The following is a 20,083-nucleotide window of genomic DNA, read 5'->3' as shown; positions in this document are numbered from 1 at the left end:
CACCGTGGACGCCGTGATCCCTGTACTCCCCGAAGCGCCTTCCCAGACCGGAGCCACGCCCGCTCGACGCCCGCTTCCCGTCCTGGACATGGACGAGGTATGCCGCGAGCTCGCCGAGGCGCTTGCGCACATCGAAGTCCTGCCGTTCCTGTACCCCGACGAGATCACTCCCGGTAGCAGTACGTAGCTGTTGTGGCCGGTGTTGTTGCCCACCGTCACACCGAGACAGAGCCCCCTGACAGGAGCCCGTACCCCTTCTGATCAGGCACAACAACCGGCAACAACAGGGCGACAACAACAACACCCCACAACAGCAACAACAGCCGTCTTCACGGAAAGTGACACCTAGGCAGAAGGAAGAACCGCCGTGGCCAGCACCGACTTCCAGCTCATCCCGACCCAGGACACCGCGTCCGTACCGCTCGACACCGAGCCCGGCGAGCCGGTTGCGGTGCCCACCCCCACGACGCCGGCCCCGGCTTCTGCGGCTGTGGCGGCTGCCCGTGTCGACCACACCGCAGGTGGCCTGCCGGCGATCCCGCTCGCGCTCATCGCCTCGAACTCCACCGTCGCCGGACTGTCCGCGGCCGCCATCGTCGGCGGCCCGGTCGCCCTTGCCGCTGCGGGCGCCGTGGTCGCGGCCGGGGGAGTGGCCGCCGCTGTCCGGTCACGGAAGACACCCAAGAAGACGTCCCCCCGCGGGGCCCGTGCGGGAGGCGCTACGAACCGTGCTGTCCGTACCGGTTCGCCGTCCTCTGGCTCCGGCTCCGGCGCCGGGCGCCGGGGGTCCTCGTCTGGTCGGGCAGCAGGCCACCGTGGCGCGGCCACTGCCTCCCGCTCCCGAGCGTCCAAGGCCCGTACGAGCCCGCTGAAGACCGGCCCGAAGCCTGCGTCGAAGACCAACGGCCTCAAGTCCGCTGGCGGCGCCGGGCGGCTGGGGCAGATCAAGCAGCTGCGGGCCGCCCGGAAAACCGCCGCCCCCAGCCGGAAGGACGCCCGGGAGCAGACCACCGCTGCACGGCGCGCGCTGCGGGACCAGAAGCGGGCCGCGAAGCAGGCCAGTACGGCGGCCGCGAAGACCACGGGCACAACCGGTGGCACGAGCGGCGGGAGCGGCCGGGCCGCTGCCACGCGAAAGACGCGGCCCGGCCGTGCGGTGGCAGACGGCCGGCGGCAGCAGGAACGTCTGGGCCGGATCAGCAACGCCGCCCGGCGGCGCGCTCAGCGCGCGTTCCAGCAGGCGGTGCAGAACGGGCGTGCCCGGCAGGACCAGCGGACGGCCACCCGGCAGTCCCGGATCCAGGCGGCTCGCCGCCATGCGCGGGCCGCCGCCCACCTCATGCGCCAGAAGGTCGCCGCCCGGGCCCGGTTCGCCGTCCGCGCCGCCGGTGCCGCGGCCCTCGCCGCCCCGATCGGCCTGCTCGGCTTCCTGACCAGCCCTCTCGGCCGGAAGCTCGGCTGGAGCTGGATGATCCACCCCGGCCGGCGCCTCTATGCGCGTCTCACCCGCAACGCCCGCTACGACCTGCGCGCGCGTCTCGAGGACGCCCAGAACACGTACGCGTACGACACCGACCCGGAGAACGCCGACACCCCGGCGCTGATCGCCGCCGATGTACCGCGCGGCCCCCGCCGCACCGCCACCCCGACCACGCTGACTGGAGAGCCCGCCGTGTCCGAGAACCTGAAGTTCCTGTTCGACGAGTCCGCCTCTGAGATGGAGGCCGCTGCCGCAGCGTACGAGCCGGGCGGCATGATGCACGTCTACCAGACAGTCCAGGGCATGCCCGCCGGGATCCAGTCGTGGGCGAACACCTTCAAGATCCTGGCCGAGAAGTCCGACGACGTGTTCCCGCTCGAACCCGCGGTCGGCGAAGCCCTCAGCGAGGTGTTCGAGCACCTGCAGAAGGCCGCAGCCGCCGCCGAGGAGGTCCGGGTCGTCTTCCAGCGCGAGCACGAGCACGACATCGAGCGTCTGGAAGCCCCGCGTAAGAACCTCGAGGCCGAGAAGGCCTGGGACGCCTCCTCCAACGAGGACTACCTGTAACCCGCGGCTTCCCGGTGGGGCGGATCGCCGACCGCCGCCCCACCCCGCCCCCGCCCTTCCCTCTTCATCGACCGTGACGACCCACTTCCCTGGAGAACCGGCCCCGTGACCAGCGAACCGCAGCGCCTGAACCTGCAAAAGCTCCCCGCCCCCACCGGCCAGCCCAAGCCCCAACGGCGCACCCGGAACGACTCCCGGCTGCCCCCGCTGGACTGGGCCGCCACCCACGGGCCGGTCACCGGCGCCCTGTCCGCCACCACCGGAGCCGCCGCCGTCACCCTCCTCGGCGCCGCCACCGGCATGCCCGAAGCGCTCCCCCTCGCCGTCGGCGCCGCCGGCGCGATCGGCCACGGCATCGGACACACGATCTTCCGCCGCCTCACCGCCCGCACCGGCATCACCCGCGCCGCATCCTGGCTCCTCGCCGGAGGCTGGTGCACCTGGGCCATGACCACCGGCCCCCTCACCTGGGCCGCCGCCGGAACCCTCACCGGCCTCGGCGTCGGTATCGGCGCCATGGCCTCCAACGCCGCCGCCCACGAAGAAGTCGCCGAACAGGAACGGCTCACGGCCGAAGCCCGCGCCGTGGCCGCCGAGATGGACGCCAAGCGCCGCGCGATCGCCACCGAATGGGACGAGCGGATCAAGCGGATCACCGGCGTGGACGTGCGGATCTTCGCCGTGGAGATGTGGGCCAACGGCGCCGGGTTCTCCCTCGCCGGCGAACTCCACGGCGCCACCTGGCACCGCATCGCTCATCACGGCAAGCACCTCGCCGCCGACGCCCGCCTGCCCCGCGGCTGCACCGTCCACGTCGAAGAAGGCGACATCCAGGGCCGCGTCGTCCTCGACATCACCACCGTCAACATCATGAGCGACATCGTCGACTACCCCACCGACTACAGCCCCCTGTCCATCCTCACCGGCATCCCCTGGGGCCTGCAGCCCAACTCCGAACCCGTCGTCGTACGCCTCCGCGAAGCCTGCGCCCTCATCCTCGGCCCGCCCGGATCCGGCAAGTCGACGTTCCTCGACGGCATCCTCGCCGGGTTCGCCCGCTGCCCGGACGTCATCACCTTCGTCATCGACCTCAAGGCCGGCGCCGTCGGCCGCCCCTGGGCCCGCCCCTGGATGGAAGACATGGGCTACATGAAGCCCACCACCGGAACCCAGCCCGCCCCGCGCGGCACCCGCCCGGGCGTCGACTGGATCGCCTCCACCCCCGCCGAGGCCCTGCTGATGATGCGAGTCGTCATCGCGATCAACGCCGCCCGCCAGCACGCCTACCAAGACCTCATGGACGCGAAGAACACCACCCTCCTGCCCGTATCCCGCGACATCCCCCAGATCGAGGTCGTCATCGACGAGGGCGCCGAACTCCTCTCCGCCCCCACACGCGGCGACCAGATCATGAAGGAACTCCAGGAGCTGGTGAAGAAGACCATGCGCACCACCCGCGCCATGGGCGAGCGGCTCGTCCTCACCGCGATCGACGGCAACGTCTCCGCGATCGGCAACACCGAGGTCCGCAAGTTCTCCCCCGTCGGCGTCGCCCTCACCTCCGGCGAGTCCGTCACCAGCAACATCAGCAAGCTGTTCAGCAACGTCAAGGTCGACACCGCCCAGCTCAACGAGAAGGGCGCCGGAGTCATCGGCCAAGCCGGCGCCGACGGCTTCGACCCCGGCCCGTTCAAGACCTGGCGCACCAGCCCCAACATGGTCCGCGACGTCGTCCTGGCGACCAACGACCGCCGATCAACCCTCGACCAGGTCTCCGCCGACGCCGGAGGCGACATCTACGCCCAGCGCTGGTCCCCGCAGCGAGCCGGATGGCTGTGGGGCGCCCCCGAATACCGCGACCCGGAGATCACCTTCGGCGACGACGACAACGACGACGACACCAGCACGAGCCGTCCCGCCGCCCCGCGCCGTGCCACGTCCACCGGCGGCGGACTCAACCTCTCCTACAAGCGCAACCAGCAACCCCAACTGCCCGACGACGACGCCGACGCCCTGGCCGACAAGCTCATGCAGGAGATCGACGCCAGGTTCGGCACCACCGACGAACCCACCCCCACCCCGCAGGGCCTGAACCTCTCGTACAAGAAGAACACCGACCCCGACGCCGGAATCGACCCCCGCCACGCCTTCGTCCGCCAGCTGATCCGCAGCGCCGGCACCGACGGCCTCTCCACCCAGCACCTGTGGGAAGCCCTCACCCGCAAGTACGCCGACGGCTGGGACCGCACCGTCGTCACCACCTGGCTCAGCAAGGACGTCCTCGCCGGCGTTCTGCACCGCAAGGGCAAAGGCATCTACGGCCACGGCCCCACCCCCACCACCGACACGACCGAGTAGGACCCAACCCCCGTGAACGACCCCGCGCCACAGCCCGACAGACGCCTTGAGATCACCGTCCCTCTCCCCGAGGGCCGGGACCTCGTCGCCTTCCTCGACCCCGACCTCCCGCAAGAGCACAGCCCGCTCCGCCGCGCCCTACGCGCAGCCCGCATCCCCCTCGACGACAGGGACTGACCCCCATGGAGACCCCGAACCGATGCCGACCACCACCGCACTCACCCCCGACGACCTGGACTTCGAGGCCGCCGCCCTCTACGACACCTCCGCCTGGCAGCAGATCGTCGCAGGCTGGCCCGCCACCGCCCCCGACCCCACGATCCGTACAGCGACCGAACATCCCGTACAACGCGACGAGGCAGGGGACTGGCGCAGCCTGCTGACCGTCCCCGTCGAACAGCTCATCACCACCGCGCTCGACACCCTCCCCGCGACTCCGCCCGCCGAGCGGCCCCTGCCCGGCCGCCTCGGCGCCGCCCTCCCAGACCGCCTCCACACCTGGCGCCGCATCGGCCAGAGCGACATCCGGCCCTCCGTACACCTCGCCTACGCCCGCCAGATCCTCACCGAATGGGGCTGGCAGAACCAGCCCTACCGCCTGCGGAACACCCGCGGCGCCCGCTGCCTGTGCGGCGCCCTCCTCACCGCCCACCGCCTCGGCTACGGATCCACCGACACCATGCACCGCGCCGGCGCCTGGATCCTCACCGAACTCCGCACACAGGGCTGGACCGGACTCATCGGCCCCTGGAACCGCACCCCCAGCCGCACCGCCGACCACGCCCTGGAACTCATCGGCGCAGCAACCCGCCGGGCCGCGCACGCAGGCGAATAGCCAACCGGGACCGCGCCGCCAGGGGGAGGGGGGAAGCGCCCCAGACAGATCGACGTTCATCCGTCAGCATGATTCTCGTACGGCCGGCCTGGGAGCCCCGGTGTCCCCGCGCCCCTTCCAGGCCAGGCCGTGCCACACTCCACATGCGAGCCCGTACGTCCCCCCGTCGCACCGGCTCCCGGCCCCACCAGCCACCCCCCCCCCGACTGGTGGGGCCCTTCCACATCCCGGCCTACTTCACCGGCTTCCACACCGCACAACCCTCGGACGTGAACTGCCCATCCGACGAACGGATCGTCACCGTGATCGACCGCGCCGACGTCGCGAAGTTGTTGTCGATGATCTCCCCACTCTCGGACGTCCGCTCCCAGTAGCAGTTCTCCATCTTCCCCTTCGACTGGTACGTGCCCGGCGGGATCGTCTCCTCGTCCTCCCCCATGGCCGGCTTCGACGACACCACATACGTACCGCCGGTGTACCAGCGGTCGTACTTGCCCGAGACCGCCTGCTTCACAGCGTCCGTCCACTTCGGACACAGCTTAGGGACCCCCACCTGCAGGATCGCCTTCCCGTCGCCGTCCAGGTTTCCGGACTCAGCCAGCCACTGCGGCCGCGACGCCCCATCAACCGCACTCACCGGCAGCGACTCACAAATGTCCTTCACGAACGCCGACGCCGACGTGTAGATGCCGGCGTACGTCCAGCCCTTCTCGTCCGCTAGTTTGTCGATCTCGCCCTCGGGCCCCTCCAGATACACCGGCTCCGGTGTTGTCGGCAGCGGTTCCGGCGTCCACGCCTCCGTCGTCGGCGCCGGCGTCACACTCGCTGGACCCTCCGCCTTCGCGTCACCACCCCCGCCCCCGCACCCCGTCAGCAGCACCACCGCGGCAACACCAGCCGCAACTGTCCCCACCCCACGCACGCTTCTCATACCGCGCAGAATGCCACCCCACCCACCACCGGGGGGACCGAAACCCGCACGCCGGGGGATCATGTAAACAGGCGCGGGGCCTGACCAGCAGCGGGAGCCCCACCGCCATGCCCCTGTCCAAGGCACACGAAGCAGAAGTCGCCGAACGCCGCGCCGCCCTCGTCAAGCTCCGCCGCCAAGCCGTCCCCTTCGACGACCAGCGCATCCTCGACCTCGGCTACTCCTCACCCGGCCACGCCTCCAAGGACCTCATCCGCGCGCTCGCCCAGCGCCGCGACGACCAAGCCGCCGAGGTCAGCATCTACCGGCAGCAGGAGAACGAACGCCTCGACGCCCTCCTCGAGGCCGCATGGCCCAAGGCCACCACCCCGAGTCCCGTCTACGACCGCGAAGGCAACTACATCGGCGAAGAGATCGATTTCAAGGCCGTCGACGTCGTCCTCAAGCTCATGGACCGCCGCGCCAAGCTCAACGGCCTCGACATGCCCGTCAAGACCGAGGTGTCTGGACCCGGCGGGGGAGCGGTACGCCTCGACGCGGTCGGACTGGCCGAGCTGAACCACCTCATCGCCACCGCCGGCGACCCAGACCCCGACGACCTCACCGACGACGGGGAGGACGAGGACACGGCGTACGTCGACGAAGAGGACGACGATGACGACGCTTGACGTTGCCCCGGGCATCGACCCGGACGTCGTCTCCGAGGCCGAGCAGCTGCTGCGGCTGACCGCGGCCTACCGGCAGATGAACCGGGCCGAGCGGCGCCGTGTCGCCCGCCGAGCCAGCCCCGAAGTCCGCACAGCTCTCGCCGCGGCCGAACGCACCATGGCACTGGAGCGCTCCCCGGGCTCCATGGCCGCGATCCTCACCGACGGCCGAGAGATGCAGGCGCCGCACCTCGCCCTCATCGACCAGCTGTTCAAGCGCATCGCCCGAGGCGAGCGTGTGAAGGCGCTCATCACCATGCCCCCGCGGCACGGAAAGTCCCGCCGCGCCGCCCGCTGGGCGCCGCTGTGGTACCTCGCACGGCACCCCGACCACCGCATCATGATCGCCTCCTACGGCGCGGACCTCGCCGAGGAGCACTCCAGGTGGATCCGCGACGCGATCGTCACCTACGGCCCTCAGATAGGACTCGCCCTCCACTCCGGCTCCAAAGCCGCGGGCCGGTTCGACCTCGCCGACCCCCAGACCGGGGACCGGCTCGAAGGCGGCCTCGTCGCCGCCGGTGTCGGCGGAGGACTTACTGGCAAGGGCGCCCACCTCGCCATCGTCGACGACCCGATCAAGGACGCCGCCGACGCCGAATCCCCGACCATGCGCCGCCGCCTGTGGGACTGGTGGACCGCCGTCCTCAACACCCGCATGGAACCCGCCGGGTCGATCATCGTCATCCAAACCCGGTGGCACGAGCAGGACCTCGCCGGCCGGATCCTCGAAGGCCAGGACACCTCCGACTGGATCACCCTCGACCTCCCCGCGATCTGCGACACCGAAGACGACCCCCTCGGCCGGCCCGTCGGCGCCGCCCTGTGGCCCAAGCGGTACGGCCGCCGCGCCCTCGCGAACATCCGCAAGGCCGTCGGCGAACGCGTCTGGTGGTCCCTCTACCAGCAGAAACCCCGCCCCATGGAAGGCGGCGTGTGGAAGTGGCCCTGGATCACCGACCACCGCATCACCCCCGTCCAGTTCCGCGGCGTCGACCTCTCCCGCATCGTCGTCGCCGTCGACCACGCCGGCGGAGCCGACGACACCAACGACGAGACCGGTCTCATCGCCGCAGGACGCACCACCGACGGCCACCTGTACGTCGTCGCCGACCGCTCCGGCCGCATGGGCGCCGACACCTGGGGCCACGAAGCCTGCCGCCTCGCCCTCGAAGTCGACGCCGACGCCATCGTCGTCGAGGACAACTTCGGCGGCGACATGGCCAAGCAGATCGTCACCCAGGCCTGGAAGGAACTCGCTGAGCGCGGCGAGACCAAGGGCCGGCTCATGCCCGCTGTCATCGAAGTCCACGCCAAGCAGGGCAAACGCCTCCGCGCCGAGCCGATCGCCCAGCTGTACGCCCAGGGACTCGTCCACCACGTCGGGGAGCATCCCCGCTTCGAAGGCCAGCTCGTCACCTGGATCCCCGGCATGGACTCACCCGACCGCATGGACGCCGGCGTACACGCACTCACCGAGCTCGCCGACCCCGCAGCGGCGCCGGTCACGGGGGGTACGTACGGCGACAACCGGCTCCACGGAAGGCGATGAGCGGCAGGAGCGACGTCATCCGTCATGACTGCGCCGGACTCAAGTTCGGCACTATTCGCCTGACGGACGACTTGGGAATAAGTCGTCTGCACGAGATATTCGCGAGTCTAATCAGGAGACACAAAGTTAGTTAAGACGCCCCGCAAGGTAGTACCACCCTTGTAGATTGGCATCTGCCCAACCCAGCGTACTAACCAGTGCGCTGGGGTGTGGGTACGACGAAGCCCCGAGGCGGCATGCCGCCCCGGGGCCGGGTTGAGGCCCTGAGCTGGGTCCTCAGTCGCTGTAGTACTGAATCAGCAGGTTGCAGCCTGCCGAAATCAGAAGCGACCAGAGGGCGTCCCAGTTCGGGGCCCTCTTCTTGCGCGGCTTACGATGCCGAGCCATCACTCTCCTTCCTTCGATGGGTGCGAAGGAGAGATCAGCTCATGACACTGGGTCACCGCAGCACGAACATATGACGCCGCCGTCTCCCGTGTACGGCGATCTCCGAAATTTCCCATCTCCGGTTCGGACTTGGTAGCGGGGGATGCCAGCGGAAGGTGGGCCGTACGCTGATCACATGGCGCGGGGCCTGTCAGCGGAGGCGTGCCCGTGGGCCTGTTCAGCGGCGTCAAGGACGTCATCATCGACGCGTGGGGCTGGCTCAACTACAAGCCGGTCTTCTCCGACTCCCTCGGGATGCCGAACCGGCGCGCGTTCCACGAGGCTGTGGCCTCGTGGGTGCCGGCCGCCGACGAGCGCCGCCTGGCCGCGTACAAGCTGCTGGCGGCCTACGACAACAACCAGGTTGCCGAGCTGACCGAGATCCGTGACGGCGAGGCCGCCCGTGAGCGCCGCGAGTTCGGCGACCCGTCCATGTTCGTCGAGACGATCGTGTCCAACGTGATGGGGCGCGAGCAGCACATCGTCGTCCCCGGCGCCGACGCCGACCCCGATACGGACGGCGAGGCCGCGGCGAGCGCGGCGGCCGCCGAACGTGTCCAGACCCTCTTGCGGGACTGGGCCGAGAAGGAGCTGCTCACCATGCGGGTGCTGCAGACCGAACGGAAGGCGGTCAGTCTCGGCGACGGCGTGTACCTGCTGTTCTGGGACCCTGACAAGCAGCGCGTCCGTGTCCGTACGTACGACCCCGGCTTCTACTTCCCCGTCCTCCCGGAGGATGGCGACGGCTCCGAGTTCCCCGACCGCGTCCACCTCGCCTGGGAACTGCCCGAGGACAAGAAGCGCGGCCTCAAGCCGCGGCTGCGGCGCATCACCTACGAGCTGGACTGGATCCGCCCGGCCACCGGCTCAGGCGTCGACCGGACCGGCCGGCCCGTCCGCGCGCCGCTGATGTCCGACCCGACCGACGACAGCCCCGCCGCCCCGATCCTTAGTCGCGGCGACCAGGTCGACCAGACCGGCGCGATCTCCCGCATCTACCCGTGGAACGACAGCCCGTCGTACCGCACCTGCTACCTCACCGACGCAACCTGGGACCTCGGCGACCTCAAGGGCAACGTCGACGTCGACTCCCTCCCCATGGACAAGGCCCACTTCGCCACCAGTCCGACAGGCGAGGTCCTCGACCACCTCGACCTCCTTTTCGACTTCCTGCCGATCGTCCACGTCCCCAACACCGTCCCGCCTGCCGAGGAACACTGGGGCCAGTCCTCCCTCGCGAAGGTTCTGCAGGTCTTCGACGAGATTTCCGGCACCGACACCGACTCCGCGAAGGCCTCGGCCACCACCGGCTCCCCGATCATCGCCGTCTCCGGGCGGCAGTCCAGCGGCAGGCAGACGCAGCTGTCCGTCGGCCCCGGCATGGTCCTCGAGCTCGGCGACACCGGCCGCATGGACGCCCTCGACACCTCCCCGCAGCTCGCCGAACTCCGCAACCACGGCCACGACCTCGCCGACCGGGCCGCGAACATCGCCCGGCTCCCCGCCGTCTCCCTCGGCACCATGGACCCCTCCCAGGTCCCCTCCGGCTACGCCCTGGAACTCTCCCTCGGCCCGCTCGACTCCCTCATCAACTCCATGCGCCTGGCCCGCACCCACAAGTACGCCCTGCTGCTGAAGTTCACCCAGCGCCTCCACATCGCCGGCCAGCACCCCGACTGGACCGGCGTCCGCCCCGTGCCCGCCCTGCTCGTCTACGGCCCGTACACCCCCACCGACAAGGCAGCCGTCCTCGAGCAGGTCACCACCGCCTACAAGGCCGGGGTCATCTCCCTGGAGACCGCCGTGCGCACCCTGAACGAGTCCGGCTGGGCCATCGCCGACGTCGAGCAGGAGATCACCCAGATCCAGTCCCGCCAGTTCGAGCAGGCCCGGTTCCTCGCGGATGCGACCGGCTCCACCGACGCAGTCGGCGACTTCCTCGGCCTCGACATCACCCCCGACCCGGCGCCCCCGGTTGTCCAGCTCCCGCCCGCCAACGAGGACGGCGACACCCTCACGGACCCGGCGCAGGGGAGCAGGGGGAACGACTCGTGAGATCTGTGGTGTCCTTGGATCAAGGCGCGGGGCCTGAAGAACTGTCCTTGGGAGGACCTGCCCTCATGCGTCGCCCCGCGCAGACCCGCACCCCCGCCGCCTCGGCCTGGGCCCGCCCGTACACGGGCATCGAGGCCCTCGCTGTCTTCTACAACGGCGACCCCGCCACGCCGCCCGTGGCCGTTCCCACTCCTGCCGAAGTCGCCGCCCGCGCTCAGCAGCACCAGCCTTCCGTGGCGCCGGCCGTGACGCCGCCCGAGCAGCGCGTCATCAACGACGACCGGGAACTCCTCATCGACAAGTACACCGGGCAGCCCATGACCCAGGGCCGCTTCTCCGTCATCATGACCCGCGAGAAGGAGAAGGGCCGTGCCGCCGCTCTGCGGGAGCTGTGCGAGGCGTCCGGGATCCCCTTCGACCCGGACACCTTCGACCTCAAGGAGTTTGGCAAGCTCCTGAAGGATGCGGAGGAGACTCGCAAGGCGCAGCTCAGCGAAGAGCAGCGCCGAGCCGAGGAACTCAACAACCGGGAACAGGAGCTCGCTGCCCGCCTTGCGGCCGCCGAGGCCAAGGAGCAGGCTGCGGCCGCCCTCGACCGCGAGACGAAGGTCCGTGCCGCCCTCGCCCGCCTCGGCGCGTACGAAACCGACCAGGACGACGCCTACGCCCTCGTCAAGGACACGATCGCCGCGGACGCCGACGACGCGGCCATCACCGCGGCCGCCGAGGCTCTCAAGGAGCGCCGGGCTGGGCTCTTCGGCGGCACCCTGGCCCCTCAGACCCTGCCGCCCGCTCCCGGCGGCGCCCCGGCTGGCGGGCCGCCCGCCCGCACCCCCGTATCGGGGAAGGACGCCGTCCGCGCCGCCGCCCGAGCCCGAGCCATCCAGATGGGCCTGCGCACCGACGACGCAGCCTGACCCACAAGACCAGCACCACCCGAGGGACCACGCCCTGACCCCCGTGGACGGCACCACACCAGGTGCCCGCACCTATCCCGCGCTCACGCGAAAGGGGTCACGGCGTGGACATCCAGCCGTACACCACCAGCGAGACCCTTGCCGTCGGCCGCCCGTGGCTGATGAGCATGCTCGGCATCGAGGCCAACCAGACCGTCACCCTCGACCTCACCGCCTTCGACGAGAACCTCCACTGGACCGAGGCCTCCGCCTACCAGCCCGAGCGAAAGCTGAAGTCCGGCATCCCGCTCGCCAAGATCACTGCATCGGGCCTGTACGCGCCGTACGCAGCCGTCACCAACGAGGTCCAGTCCGTCACCATCACCGGCTCGCCGACCGGCGGAACCTTCACCCTCACCTTCTCCGGTCAGACCACCGCGGCGATCGCCTACAACGCCACCGCAGCCGCCGTGCAGACCGCGCTCGAGGGCCTCAGCAACATCAACCCCGGGGACGTCACGGTCACCGGCAACACCGGCGGCCCCTACACGGTCACCTTCGGCGGCCAGTACCTCGGCGACAACGTCGCGCAGATGACCGCCACCGCCTCCCTGACCGGCGGCACGACCCCGGGCGTCACCGTCGCCACCACCACGGCGGGCGGCACCGCGACCGCGTCGGACGGCACCCAGCTGTTCGCCGGATTCCTCTTCACCGAGGTCAGCTTCTACGCCGGCTCGACCAAGGCCGGCGCGCCGCTGATGGTCCACGGCCAGATCGACGTCGCCAAGCTCCCGGTCGCCTTCGACCCGAAGGACGTCCCGGCCGGCTCCAACACCCAGTTCGTCTACAAGGTCTGAGAGGGGACCCCCCATGCCTAACGACATGCTTGAGGTCCTCCTGCGGGACATCAACCCGACCGCGATCAACGCGTTCGTCCGCGAGATCCAGACCCCGGCCGACTACCTGCTCACCCAGTCCGTGATCCCCGAGCGGACCGTGAACTCGGTGAAGTGGCAGACCCGCGGCTCCCGCCGCCGGATCGCGGCCGCCACGTACCGTGCGTGGGACGCCCAAACCCGGGTCGCGACCCGGAAGATCGAGCGCTGGGCGACCGAGGGCAAGCTCCTCCCGCTCGGCCAGAAGTACATCATCGGCGAGCTCGAGACCATCCTGGAGAACGTCCAGCGCGGCATGGACAGCCAGGACCTCGTCGACTCCATCTACCAGGACGCCGCCGCGCACGTGGAGTCCATCAAGCACCGCATGGAGCTCGCGGCCGGCGACCTCCTGACCGACGGGAAGTTCACGCTCACCGGCGAGAACGGTCTCACCCTGGAGGCCGACCACAAGGTGCCGGCGGCGAACATGCCGACCGCGCCGACCGCGTGGACCAACCCGGCTGCGGACATGCTCGGCGATGAGATGCGCTGGATCGAGGTGCTCCGCAAGAGCGGCGCCCCCCGGCCCTCCCGGGCGCTCACGTCATACAAGACGATGTCGCTGCTCATGAGCAACGACTCCTACCGGGCGGCGTACTACGGCAGCGTGAACTCCGCATCCACGATCCCGACCGCAGTCCTCGCCCCGAACGAGGTCAACGTGGTCCGCGGCCGGTACAACCTGCCGCCGATCATCGACTACGACGTCACCATCCCGCTTGAGGACGGCACTGACGTCCGTGTTCTGCCGGAGAACATGTTCTTCCTCCTCCCTCCGGACGCCCGGCAGATGGGCGAGACACAGTACGGTCTGACCGCCGAGGGGATGGTGCTGTCCTCGGGGGGCAACCCGTCCATCGACCGGGAAGAGGCCCCCGGCATCATCGTCACCTCCGGCTACCAGGACGACCCCGTCCAGGTGTGGACGAAGGGCGCCGCGGCCGCGATGCCGGTCATGTACACCCCGGACATCCACATCGCCGCGACGGTGTGGTGACCCATGGCCGCCCAGCTGAAGAGCACCGTGTACGTCCAGGACCCGGACACGCACCAGACCATCGAACTGGCCCCGGGTACGAGCCCGGAGCCGCGTCTGGCAGCGCTGGTGACGAACCCGGCCGCGTGGGTCGACGGGGAGCTGCCCCGTCTGAAGACCCAGACCAAGACGGAGGGCGAAGGCGGCCCTTCCGGCGACGGCCCGGACGGCGCCTCTGCCGACGGATCGGGACCCGATTCCGGCGACGGTGACCCCACCGACCCGGACCACACTCCCGACGACGTGAGCACCCAGCAGGCTGCGCCCGTAGTCGAGGAGAACAAGCCGGCCGCCCGCACCACGGCCAGGAAGACGGCCGCGAAGAAGACGGCCGCGACCGCCGCCGAGGGCACCGGCGGTCAGTAAGCGGAGTACGGGCCCGGACCCCGGTGGGGGCGCCGGACCGGGCCCGTACCTCGCCCACCCCTTCCCGGCCTGCATCCCCAGGAGGATCCGCATGACCGCCATCTGCCTTGAGCTTCACACCGTGCTGGTAAGCGGGGCGCCAGGGCACTCGCCCACGCGACAACTGGTAAGCCTCGGTATGGCCAGCGCAGACGGAAGGCGGTTCTATGCAGTCAACGCAGACGTACCGCTCCAAGTCGCCATCGAGCAACTTCCCCGCAAGGTGTGGAGTGCGCTTCCTCTCCTCCAGGACCCGATTCTTCTCGACCGTCTCGACCCCGATGTGGTGCCGCTCAAGGAGATGAAGGCGGCGTTCGAGGCGTTTCTAGGGCAGCTTGAGGAGCCGGAGTTCTGGTCGATGCACGGGAACGCGGATCACTCGTCCCTCACCGACGTGTTCGGCTACGACGTCGAGGCCCTCCTCCCTGACCATTTTCCTCGCTGGATCTCAAGCGTCCGGGAGTATCGAGCGCGTGTCCTGGACCGGGTCGGCCAGCAGAACCCTGAGCGTCTGCGCCACCTCCAGCAGACGGGGGAGGGCGTGCTCTGGCCCCTGTTCCTGCCGACTCGGTGCGCCTTCAAGAACGCGCACCGAGTTCTGACGATTCTCCAGCGGACAGAGCAACTGGCCGGGCAGAGCGAGGTGAGCCGATGACCGAGGCCATCCGCGCCTGGCTGCTCGCCCAACTCGGCGCCGCCACCGACCTCACCGACCTCGAGTACCGCTACGCCCGCCTCGGCACCGCCCGGGCCGTCGCCATCGAGGTCCTCTACGAGCGGATCGCCAAGCTCCGCACGCAGCCCACCTCGGTCAACCTGTCCGGCGTTGTGGCCGTCTCCTACACGGAGAACATCAAGGCGTACGAGCGGCAGATCGCCGCCCTGGAGTCCGGCCAGCCGCCGTCCCCCGACGACCCGGCCGCAGACCCGACCGCCGGGGACATCGGCACCATCCACCTCATCGCCCGGGCCCGGCGATGACCACCCCGCTACGGCGCCGCTCGCTGCGCGCCCGCCTCCAGTCCCTCATCGCCGACGCCACCACCCGGATCACCGCCGCCTGGCGGATCCTCACCACGGCCCAGACCCGGCTCCTGGCCGCGCTCGCCCAGATCCGGCCCGGCCGCAACGCCCCGGCCCGCATCCGCGCCGCAGTCCTCGTCTTCCAGCAGGCGATCGCCGCGTTCGACCGCGCCGTCGCCGCGTTCGCCGCACGATGGGCCGCCACCGACCTGCCCGCCGCCTACCGCGACGGGGGCCTTGCCACCTTCGACCACGTAGGCCGCCCGCACCGCGCCTGGACCTGGACACCCCGTCACCAGGCCGCCATCACCAGCATCACCGCCCAGTACTACAGCGACCTCATGGGCCGCCTCGCCGAAGCCGTCCGCCGCGCCCGCGCGTTCCTCCGCGCCGCCCAAGATGCTGCCCGGGCCCGCATCGGCCGGTTCACCGTCCCCGCCTTCGACCGCGCCCAGCTCACCCGTGACCACCCGCTCGGCACCGTCATCTACTCGGGCGACGCCCGGCACCCCGTCGAATCGTGGGCCCGAGCAGCCCTGTCCTGGCAGGCCGTCACCACCGCCAACGCTGGCGCCATCCGCACAGCCGCCGACGAACTGCGCTGTGACTGGATGGAGGTCCGCGACGGCCCGGACTGCGGCTGGATTGATCACCAGGACCCCGACCGTGCCCACGGAACCCTGCGCACCGTCCAAGACGCCCTCGCCCACCCCGTGGCGCACGCCCACTGCCAGCGCGAGTTCTACCCCAGGCCGGACATCATCTCCCGCCCCGACTACGCCTTCGGAGGACCCTCCTGATGCGCATCACGCTGAGCACCTCCGACAAGACCGTGCAGCTGGTGACCGGCAAGAACGAGAAGGTCAGCGTCCGCGCCGCCGAGTCCGCAGTCCTGCGCATGTTCCACGCCCTGCCCGGCCCCGCCCCCGAGCCGGCCAAGCCCCCGATTGGATTCGCCGTCGACTCCGACACCGAACGGGCCGACCCGGAACCTGCAGCAGCCGACGAGGACGAGGAATAACCCATGTCAGCCCAGTTCTGGAAACGCCTGCACCTGGCCCTCTTCGTCGTCTGGCTGCTCCTGCTGCTCCCCACAGTGCTGTGGTGGAAGACATCCATCCCCTACCTCGTAGGCATGTCCTGGTACGCCATCGCCATCGGCCACATCAGCTCCTGGCAGGCCGCGCGTGCGGAACGCCAGGAAGAGAAGAAGGAACCCACGCGATGAACGAGGTCCCCAGCGCGCCCATGAGCCTGTCCAGCACTCCCCGCCACGTCCACATCACCACCGACGGGATCACATCCACCGTGCAGATCGGTGACGCCGACCTGTCGGACCAGTTGCGCGCCTTCACCCTGGAGCAGCGTCTCGGGCAGCCGCCCATGCTCGTCCTCTACGCCGTACCGCACCGCGACGGAGCCGTCTTCGAAGGCCTGGCCCACGTCGTCGTCGGCGAAGAACAGCCCGACCCGGGCCAGATCATCGCGGACTTCCTCACTTCTCTCGACCCGCAGGCGCTGGAGCAGGCCGCGCTCTACCGCGACGACCTCGGCGACGAGCGGTACGCCCTGACCCGCGCGATGCTCGCGCAGGCCGCCGACTGGGCCCGCGGGAAGGCGACCTGATGGCCGGCCTCGATGACGTCCTCGCCGACATCGGCGCGTGGGTGGAGGAGAACGTCCTCCTCGACACCGTCCGAGTTGCCCTGCCCGGCGTTGGCGAGCCCGTCCTCAACCCCACCACCGGGCAGCTGCAGTACCCGGTGGGCAGCGTGCTGTACGCGGGCCCGGGTGCAGTCCAGCCGGCCGCCGGGCAGCCCACCAACCCGGTCGTCGACGCGAACCTGCCGTGGCCGCAGGCCACCCGTTCCGCCTACCGTCTCCTCACTCCGCTCACGGCGCCCGTGCCACCGAAAGACGCGATCGTCACCGTGACGGCCGTGCACAACCCGGCCAACACCGCCCTCCTCGGCCGCAGCTGGGTTTGCGCCGACCAGGGAAGTGCGGGTACCGCCGAGGCCGTACGGATCACCCGGCTCGACCAGCAGCGGAGCCCCGCATGACGACCATCGGCCTCGACGAGCTCGGCGACCGCCTGGACGCGGCCGCCGATGCACTCGAACCGGTCATCCAGCGCCGCATGCGGCACGTCGGCGCCCAGGGTGTGGCCGCGATCCGCCGCAATGCATCCGGTCGGCCAGGCCCCAACGTCATCACCGGCGCCTACCGGGCGTCGTGGCAGGACGCCCACCGGCCGATCCCGCACGGTGCGATGTGCACGCTGGGGACCACCAAGCCGCAGGGGCGTCGCCTGGAGTTCGGGTTCTACGACATGACCGACAGTCTCGGCCGGCACTTCTTCCAGCCCCCGTTTCCGCACGTGCAGCCCGCGCTGCCGTTCATCGGCGCCGTCCTGCGCGAGCAGATGGGTCTGGTCGTCGAGGAGGTCTTCGCGTGATCGACCGCCGTCTCGTGACGAACGCGTTCGTCGCCATGCTCGCCGCCGGCACCGGTCAGGCTGTCGGGCGGGGGAAGGCCCCGGCTGGGGTGAGCGCCCCGCCGTACTACGTCGTCGACGCGCTCACGACTGAGCTGTCCGGGGCGCCGCTCGCCGACGAACACGAGGACGCCGCGCTCGTCTACCAGGTGACTTCGATCTCCGGCCCCGACCCGGCCAAGCCCGACTCCGCCGGGGCCCTGGATCAGGCCGAGTGGATGGCGGACAAGGCCCGCCGAGTCGTCCTGCAACGCCATCCCACCACCGGCCTGTGGCTGTATCCGCTCGACATCGCCGGCTACAAGGTGAGAGGCCGTGAGCTGGAGACCGAACCGGGGGGAACGAATGATCCAGCCGATGCCATCATCAGTTACGTACAGCGGTTCAGGCTCGACCTGACCCCCGCCTGACCCACCGGTCAGGCGCGCACGACCGCACCGCGGCGGGACCCCACGCGGACGCCACCACGACAGGTGGCCGCCAGCAGCCGTACGCAGCACCCAAGGGGTCCCCACCATGCCGCGTTTCTCCCGCAAGGGCGTCACGAAGATCCTGTTCGCGGAGACCATCGCGTCCACCGCCTACATCCCCACCCGCGCCGAACTCAACGGCGCGACGAAGCTCACCAAGCAGATCGCCGCCGTCGAAGGCTTCGCCCTGGAGAACCAGGAGATCGAAACGCCGGACCTCGAGTCGACGTTCACCTCGAAGATCCCCGGCGACGACTCGGCCGCCGACTCCTCGCTGACGTTCTACGAGGACGACACCTCCTCCACGCTAGAGGAGACCCTCGCCAAGGGCACCACCGGCTACGTCATCATCCTGCGCAAGGGTGACATCCCCGCCTCCAAGAGCATGGATGTCTACCCGGTCCGCGTGGCGAGCAAGAGCGCCGCGATCACCGTCGACAACGAGTCCGCGAAGTGGACCGCCCGCTTCTCGATCACCGACACCCCGGCGCTCGACGTCGCCGTCCCGGCCGTCGGCACCGACGAGGTCCAGACCGTCACCATCACCGGATCCCCGACCGGCGGCACCTACACCCTCACCTTCGACGGGCAGACCACGACCGGCATCGTCTACAACGCGACGGCGTCCGCGGTCCAGTCCGCCCTGGAGGCCCTGTCCAACGTCGAGGCGGGCGACGTCGTCTCCGCGGGCGGCCCGCACCCGGACACCCCGGTCACGGTCACATTCGGCGGCCAGTACGACGGCGAGGACGTGCCTCAGATGACCGCATCCGGGGCCAGCCTCACCGGCGGCACCAGCCCGGCCGTCACGGTCACCACGACCACCCCCGGCGGCTGACCCCGCCCACCCCCCCAGTTCCCGGCCGGGCACGACGTGTTCGGGAAGGGGCGCGTAGCGCCCGGCCGGGCCCTTCCCCTGATGGAGGACCACCCTCATGCCCAAGACCACCCCCACCGTCGAGCCGCCGGCCGCCGCCGTGGCGAAAGACCCGCACTGGGCCGCGACAAGGCAGCGGCTCCGTGCCCGCCAGCGTCCGGCCGCCCGGCTGACGATCTGCGACGACGACACCGTCAAGCAGGCCCTCGCCGACGCCCGACGCCGCCACGACCGGGCCGCCCAGCACGCCGAGGCCAACCCCGACGACCAGGTCCTCGCCGCCGCCCTCGCCGGAGCGGAGGACAAGCTCGCCGCCGCGCAGGCCGCGTTCGACGAGACCGCGATCGTGCTGCGCTTCCAGGCCCTTCCCCGGATCGAGTTCGAGGAGATGAAGGCCGCGCACCCGCCGACCGAGACACAGGCCGAGGACGGCGCCTTCGTCAACGTCGAGTCCCTCGGCCCGGTCCTGATCGCCGCGGCGTCTCTCGACGGCATCACCGAGGACGAGGCCCGCGACTACCTCGCCACCTGGTCCGAAGGCGAAGCCACCCAGCTGTTCCAGGCGGCGTGGGACATCCAGTCGACCATCCGGGCCGACCTGGGAAAAGGCTGACCCACGATGAACGCCTGCGCGCCGAGCTGGAGCTGTGCCACCAGTGGGGCATCCCCCACTCCCAGTTCCTCGGCGCCGGCACCGGCCGATGGACCCTGCGGGACCGGGAGAAGGCACTCGCGTACCGGGACTACCAGCGGACCCTGTGCCCGCAGTGCGGCACCCGCTACGACGACTGGGACCACGGCCACGACGACGAGGAAGACGCCTACGCCGTCACCGTCCAGCGGTGCGTGGGCTGCCAGGTCATCGCCGACAAGCAGGCCGAGCTCCAAAAGGACGGCACCGACCCGCACGGGCTGAAAGTCGGCCTCCTCCCGGTCGCCGTCAAGGAGGCCATGGACAAGCAGAAAGCAGCCCGCCCCCGGCGGTCCTACGACGAAGACGACGACGAGTAGCGGAAAGGAGGCGCGG

General features: G+C 70.3%; 25 protein-coding genes. 24 read left to right on the top strand and 1 reads right to left on the bottom strand.

Annotated elements, in window-relative coordinates:
• Positions 1-4: 4 nt before the first annotated feature.
• The 5 genes from ABZY12_RS22685 to ABZY12_RS22665 all read left to right on the top strand — a co-directional run bounded on the left by ABZY12_RS22685 (position 5) and on the right by ABZY12_RS22665 (position 5,240).
• Positions 5-187, top strand: coding sequence for a hypothetical protein (locus tag ABZY12_RS22685; protein ID WP_356893074.1), 183 nt, complete (start codon positions 5-7; stop codon positions 185-187).
• A 180-nt stretch (positions 188-367) separates the two neighbouring features.
• Positions 368-2,047 carry a hypothetical protein gene (locus ABZY12_RS22680; RefSeq protein ID WP_356893072.1) on the top strand — a complete coding sequence of 560 codons (1,680 nt, stop codon included), beginning with the start codon at positions 368-370 and terminating at the stop codon, positions 2,045-2,047.
• Positions 2,048-2,152: 105 nt separating this feature from the next.
• On the top strand, positions 2,153-4,405 hold the full coding sequence (locus ABZY12_RS22675) for a hypothetical protein (RefSeq protein ID WP_356893070.1): 2,253 nt from the start codon (positions 2,153-2,155) through the stop codon (positions 4,403-4,405).
• A gap of 12 nt (positions 4,406-4,417) precedes the next feature.
• The gene (locus ABZY12_RS22670; RefSeq protein WP_356893068.1) at positions 4,418-4,582 is read left to right on the top strand and encodes a hypothetical protein; all 165 of its coding nucleotides are present in this window, start codon (positions 4,418-4,420) and stop codon (positions 4,580-4,582) included.
• 22 nt (positions 4,583-4,604) lie between these two features.
• The gene (locus ABZY12_RS22665; RefSeq protein WP_356893066.1) at positions 4,605-5,240 is read left to right on the top strand and encodes a hypothetical protein; all 636 of its coding nucleotides are present in this window, start codon (positions 4,605-4,607) and stop codon (positions 5,238-5,240) included.
• 232 nt (positions 5,241-5,472) lie between these two features.
• Here the strand turns inward: ABZY12_RS22665 and ABZY12_RS22660 are convergent, their stop codons facing one another.
• On the bottom strand, positions 5,473-6,171 hold the full coding sequence (locus tag ABZY12_RS22660) for a hypothetical protein (protein ID WP_356893064.1): 699 nt from the start codon (positions 6,169-6,171) through the stop codon (positions 5,473-5,475).
• 107 nt (positions 6,172-6,278) lie between these two features.
• On the opposite strand from ABZY12_RS22660, the gene ABZY12_RS22655 reads away from it, so the two are divergent.
• The 19 genes from ABZY12_RS22655 (at position 6,279) to ABZY12_RS22565 (ending at position 20,067) form a co-directional block, all read left to right on the top strand.
• Positions 6,279-6,839 carry a hypothetical protein gene (locus tag ABZY12_RS22655; protein WP_356893062.1) on the top strand — a complete coding sequence of 187 codons (561 nt, stop codon included), beginning with the start codon at positions 6,279-6,281 and terminating at the stop codon, positions 6,837-6,839.
• Positions 6,826-8,430: a terminase family protein gene (locus ABZY12_RS22650; protein ID WP_356893060.1), complete on the top strand. Its 1,605-nt coding sequence runs from the start codon at positions 6,826-6,828 to the stop codon at positions 8,428-8,430. Before ABZY12_RS22655 ends, ABZY12_RS22650 begins: the two co-directional genes overlap by 14 nt.
• A 594-nt stretch (positions 8,431-9,024) precedes the next feature.
• A complete protein-coding gene (locus tag ABZY12_RS22645; RefSeq protein ID WP_356893058.1) occupies positions 9,025-10,911 on the top strand; it encodes a hypothetical protein in 1,887 nt (628 codons plus the stop codon).
• Positions 10,912-10,976: 65 nt separating this feature from the next.
• Positions 10,977-11,828 carry a hypothetical protein gene (locus ABZY12_RS22640; RefSeq protein WP_356893056.1) on the top strand — a complete coding sequence of 284 codons (852 nt, stop codon included), beginning with the start codon at positions 10,977-10,979 and terminating at the stop codon, positions 11,826-11,828.
• 104 nt (positions 11,829-11,932) lie between these two features.
• The gene (locus tag ABZY12_RS22635) at positions 11,933-12,667 is read left to right on the top strand and encodes a hypothetical protein (protein ID WP_356893054.1); all 735 of its coding nucleotides are present in this window, start codon (positions 11,933-11,935) and stop codon (positions 12,665-12,667) included.
• Positions 12,668-12,680: 13 nt separating this feature from the next.
• Positions 12,681-13,745, top strand: a complete 1,065-nt coding sequence (locus tag ABZY12_RS22630; protein WP_356893052.1) for a major capsid protein — start codon at positions 12,681-12,683, stop codon at positions 13,743-13,745.
• A 3-nt stretch (positions 13,746-13,748) separates the two neighbouring features.
• Positions 13,749-14,150, top strand: a complete 402-nt coding sequence (locus ABZY12_RS22625) for a hypothetical protein (protein WP_356893050.1) — start codon at positions 13,749-13,751, stop codon at positions 14,148-14,150.
• Between the two features lie 91 nt (positions 14,151-14,241).
• Complete coding sequence (locus ABZY12_RS22620; RefSeq protein ID WP_356893048.1) at positions 14,242-14,844, top strand: hypothetical protein; 603 nt, start codon at positions 14,242-14,244, stop codon at positions 14,842-14,844.
• On the top strand, positions 14,841-15,170 hold the full coding sequence (locus tag ABZY12_RS22615; RefSeq protein WP_356893046.1) for a hypothetical protein: 330 nt from the start codon (positions 14,841-14,843) through the stop codon (positions 15,168-15,170). The genes ABZY12_RS22620 and ABZY12_RS22615 overlap by 4 nt, the downstream gene beginning before the upstream one ends.
• Positions 15,167-16,012, top strand: a complete 846-nt coding sequence (locus ABZY12_RS22610) for a hypothetical protein (protein ID WP_356893044.1) — start codon at positions 15,167-15,169, stop codon at positions 16,010-16,012. Before ABZY12_RS22615 ends, ABZY12_RS22610 begins: the two co-directional genes overlap by 4 nt.
• Positions 16,012-16,233: a hypothetical protein gene (locus tag ABZY12_RS22605; protein ID WP_356893042.1), complete on the top strand. Its 222-nt coding sequence runs from the start codon at positions 16,012-16,014 to the stop codon at positions 16,231-16,233. Before ABZY12_RS22610 ends, ABZY12_RS22605 begins: the two co-directional genes overlap by 1 nt.
• A 3-nt stretch (positions 16,234-16,236) precedes the next feature.
• On the top strand, positions 16,237-16,440 hold the full coding sequence (locus ABZY12_RS22600) for a hypothetical protein (protein ID WP_356893040.1): 204 nt from the start codon (positions 16,237-16,239) through the stop codon (positions 16,438-16,440).
• Entirely contained in the window at positions 16,437-16,838 is a 402-nt protein-coding gene (locus ABZY12_RS22595; protein WP_356893038.1) for a hypothetical protein, read from the top strand. Before ABZY12_RS22600 ends, ABZY12_RS22595 begins: the two co-directional genes overlap by 4 nt.
• Positions 16,838-17,275, top strand: a complete 438-nt coding sequence (locus tag ABZY12_RS22590) for a DUF6093 family protein (RefSeq protein WP_356893036.1) — start codon at positions 16,838-16,840, stop codon at positions 17,273-17,275. Before ABZY12_RS22595 ends, ABZY12_RS22590 begins: the two co-directional genes overlap by 1 nt.
• Entirely contained in the window at positions 17,272-17,670 is a 399-nt protein-coding gene (locus ABZY12_RS22585) for an HK97 gp10 family phage protein (RefSeq protein WP_356893034.1), read from the top strand. The genes ABZY12_RS22590 and ABZY12_RS22585 overlap by 4 nt, the downstream gene beginning before the upstream one ends.
• Entirely contained in the window at positions 17,667-18,119 is a 453-nt protein-coding gene (locus tag ABZY12_RS22580; RefSeq protein ID WP_356893032.1) for a hypothetical protein, read from the top strand. The genes ABZY12_RS22585 and ABZY12_RS22580 overlap by 4 nt, the downstream gene beginning before the upstream one ends.
• 106 nt (positions 18,120-18,225) lie before the next feature.
• The gene (locus ABZY12_RS22575) at positions 18,226-19,017 is read left to right on the top strand and encodes a hypothetical protein (RefSeq protein ID WP_356893030.1); all 792 of its coding nucleotides are present in this window, start codon (positions 18,226-18,228) and stop codon (positions 19,015-19,017) included.
• 97 nt (positions 19,018-19,114) lie between these two features.
• Positions 19,115-19,669, top strand: coding sequence for a hypothetical protein (locus ABZY12_RS22570; protein ID WP_356893028.1), 555 nt, complete (start codon positions 19,115-19,117; stop codon positions 19,667-19,669).
• On the top strand, positions 19,624-20,067 hold the full coding sequence (locus tag ABZY12_RS22565; RefSeq protein ID WP_356893026.1) for a hypothetical protein: 444 nt from the start codon (positions 19,624-19,626) through the stop codon (positions 20,065-20,067). Before ABZY12_RS22570 ends, ABZY12_RS22565 begins: the two co-directional genes overlap by 46 nt.
• The last annotated feature ends 16 nt before the right edge of the window (positions 20,068-20,083 follow it).

The sequence above is a fragment of the Streptomyces sp. NPDC006551 genome (assembly GCF_040611675.1).
Lineage (GTDB): Bacteria > Actinomycetota > Actinomycetes > Streptomycetales > Streptomycetaceae > Streptomyces.
This window is presented reverse-complemented; position numbering and strand designations above follow the sequence as displayed.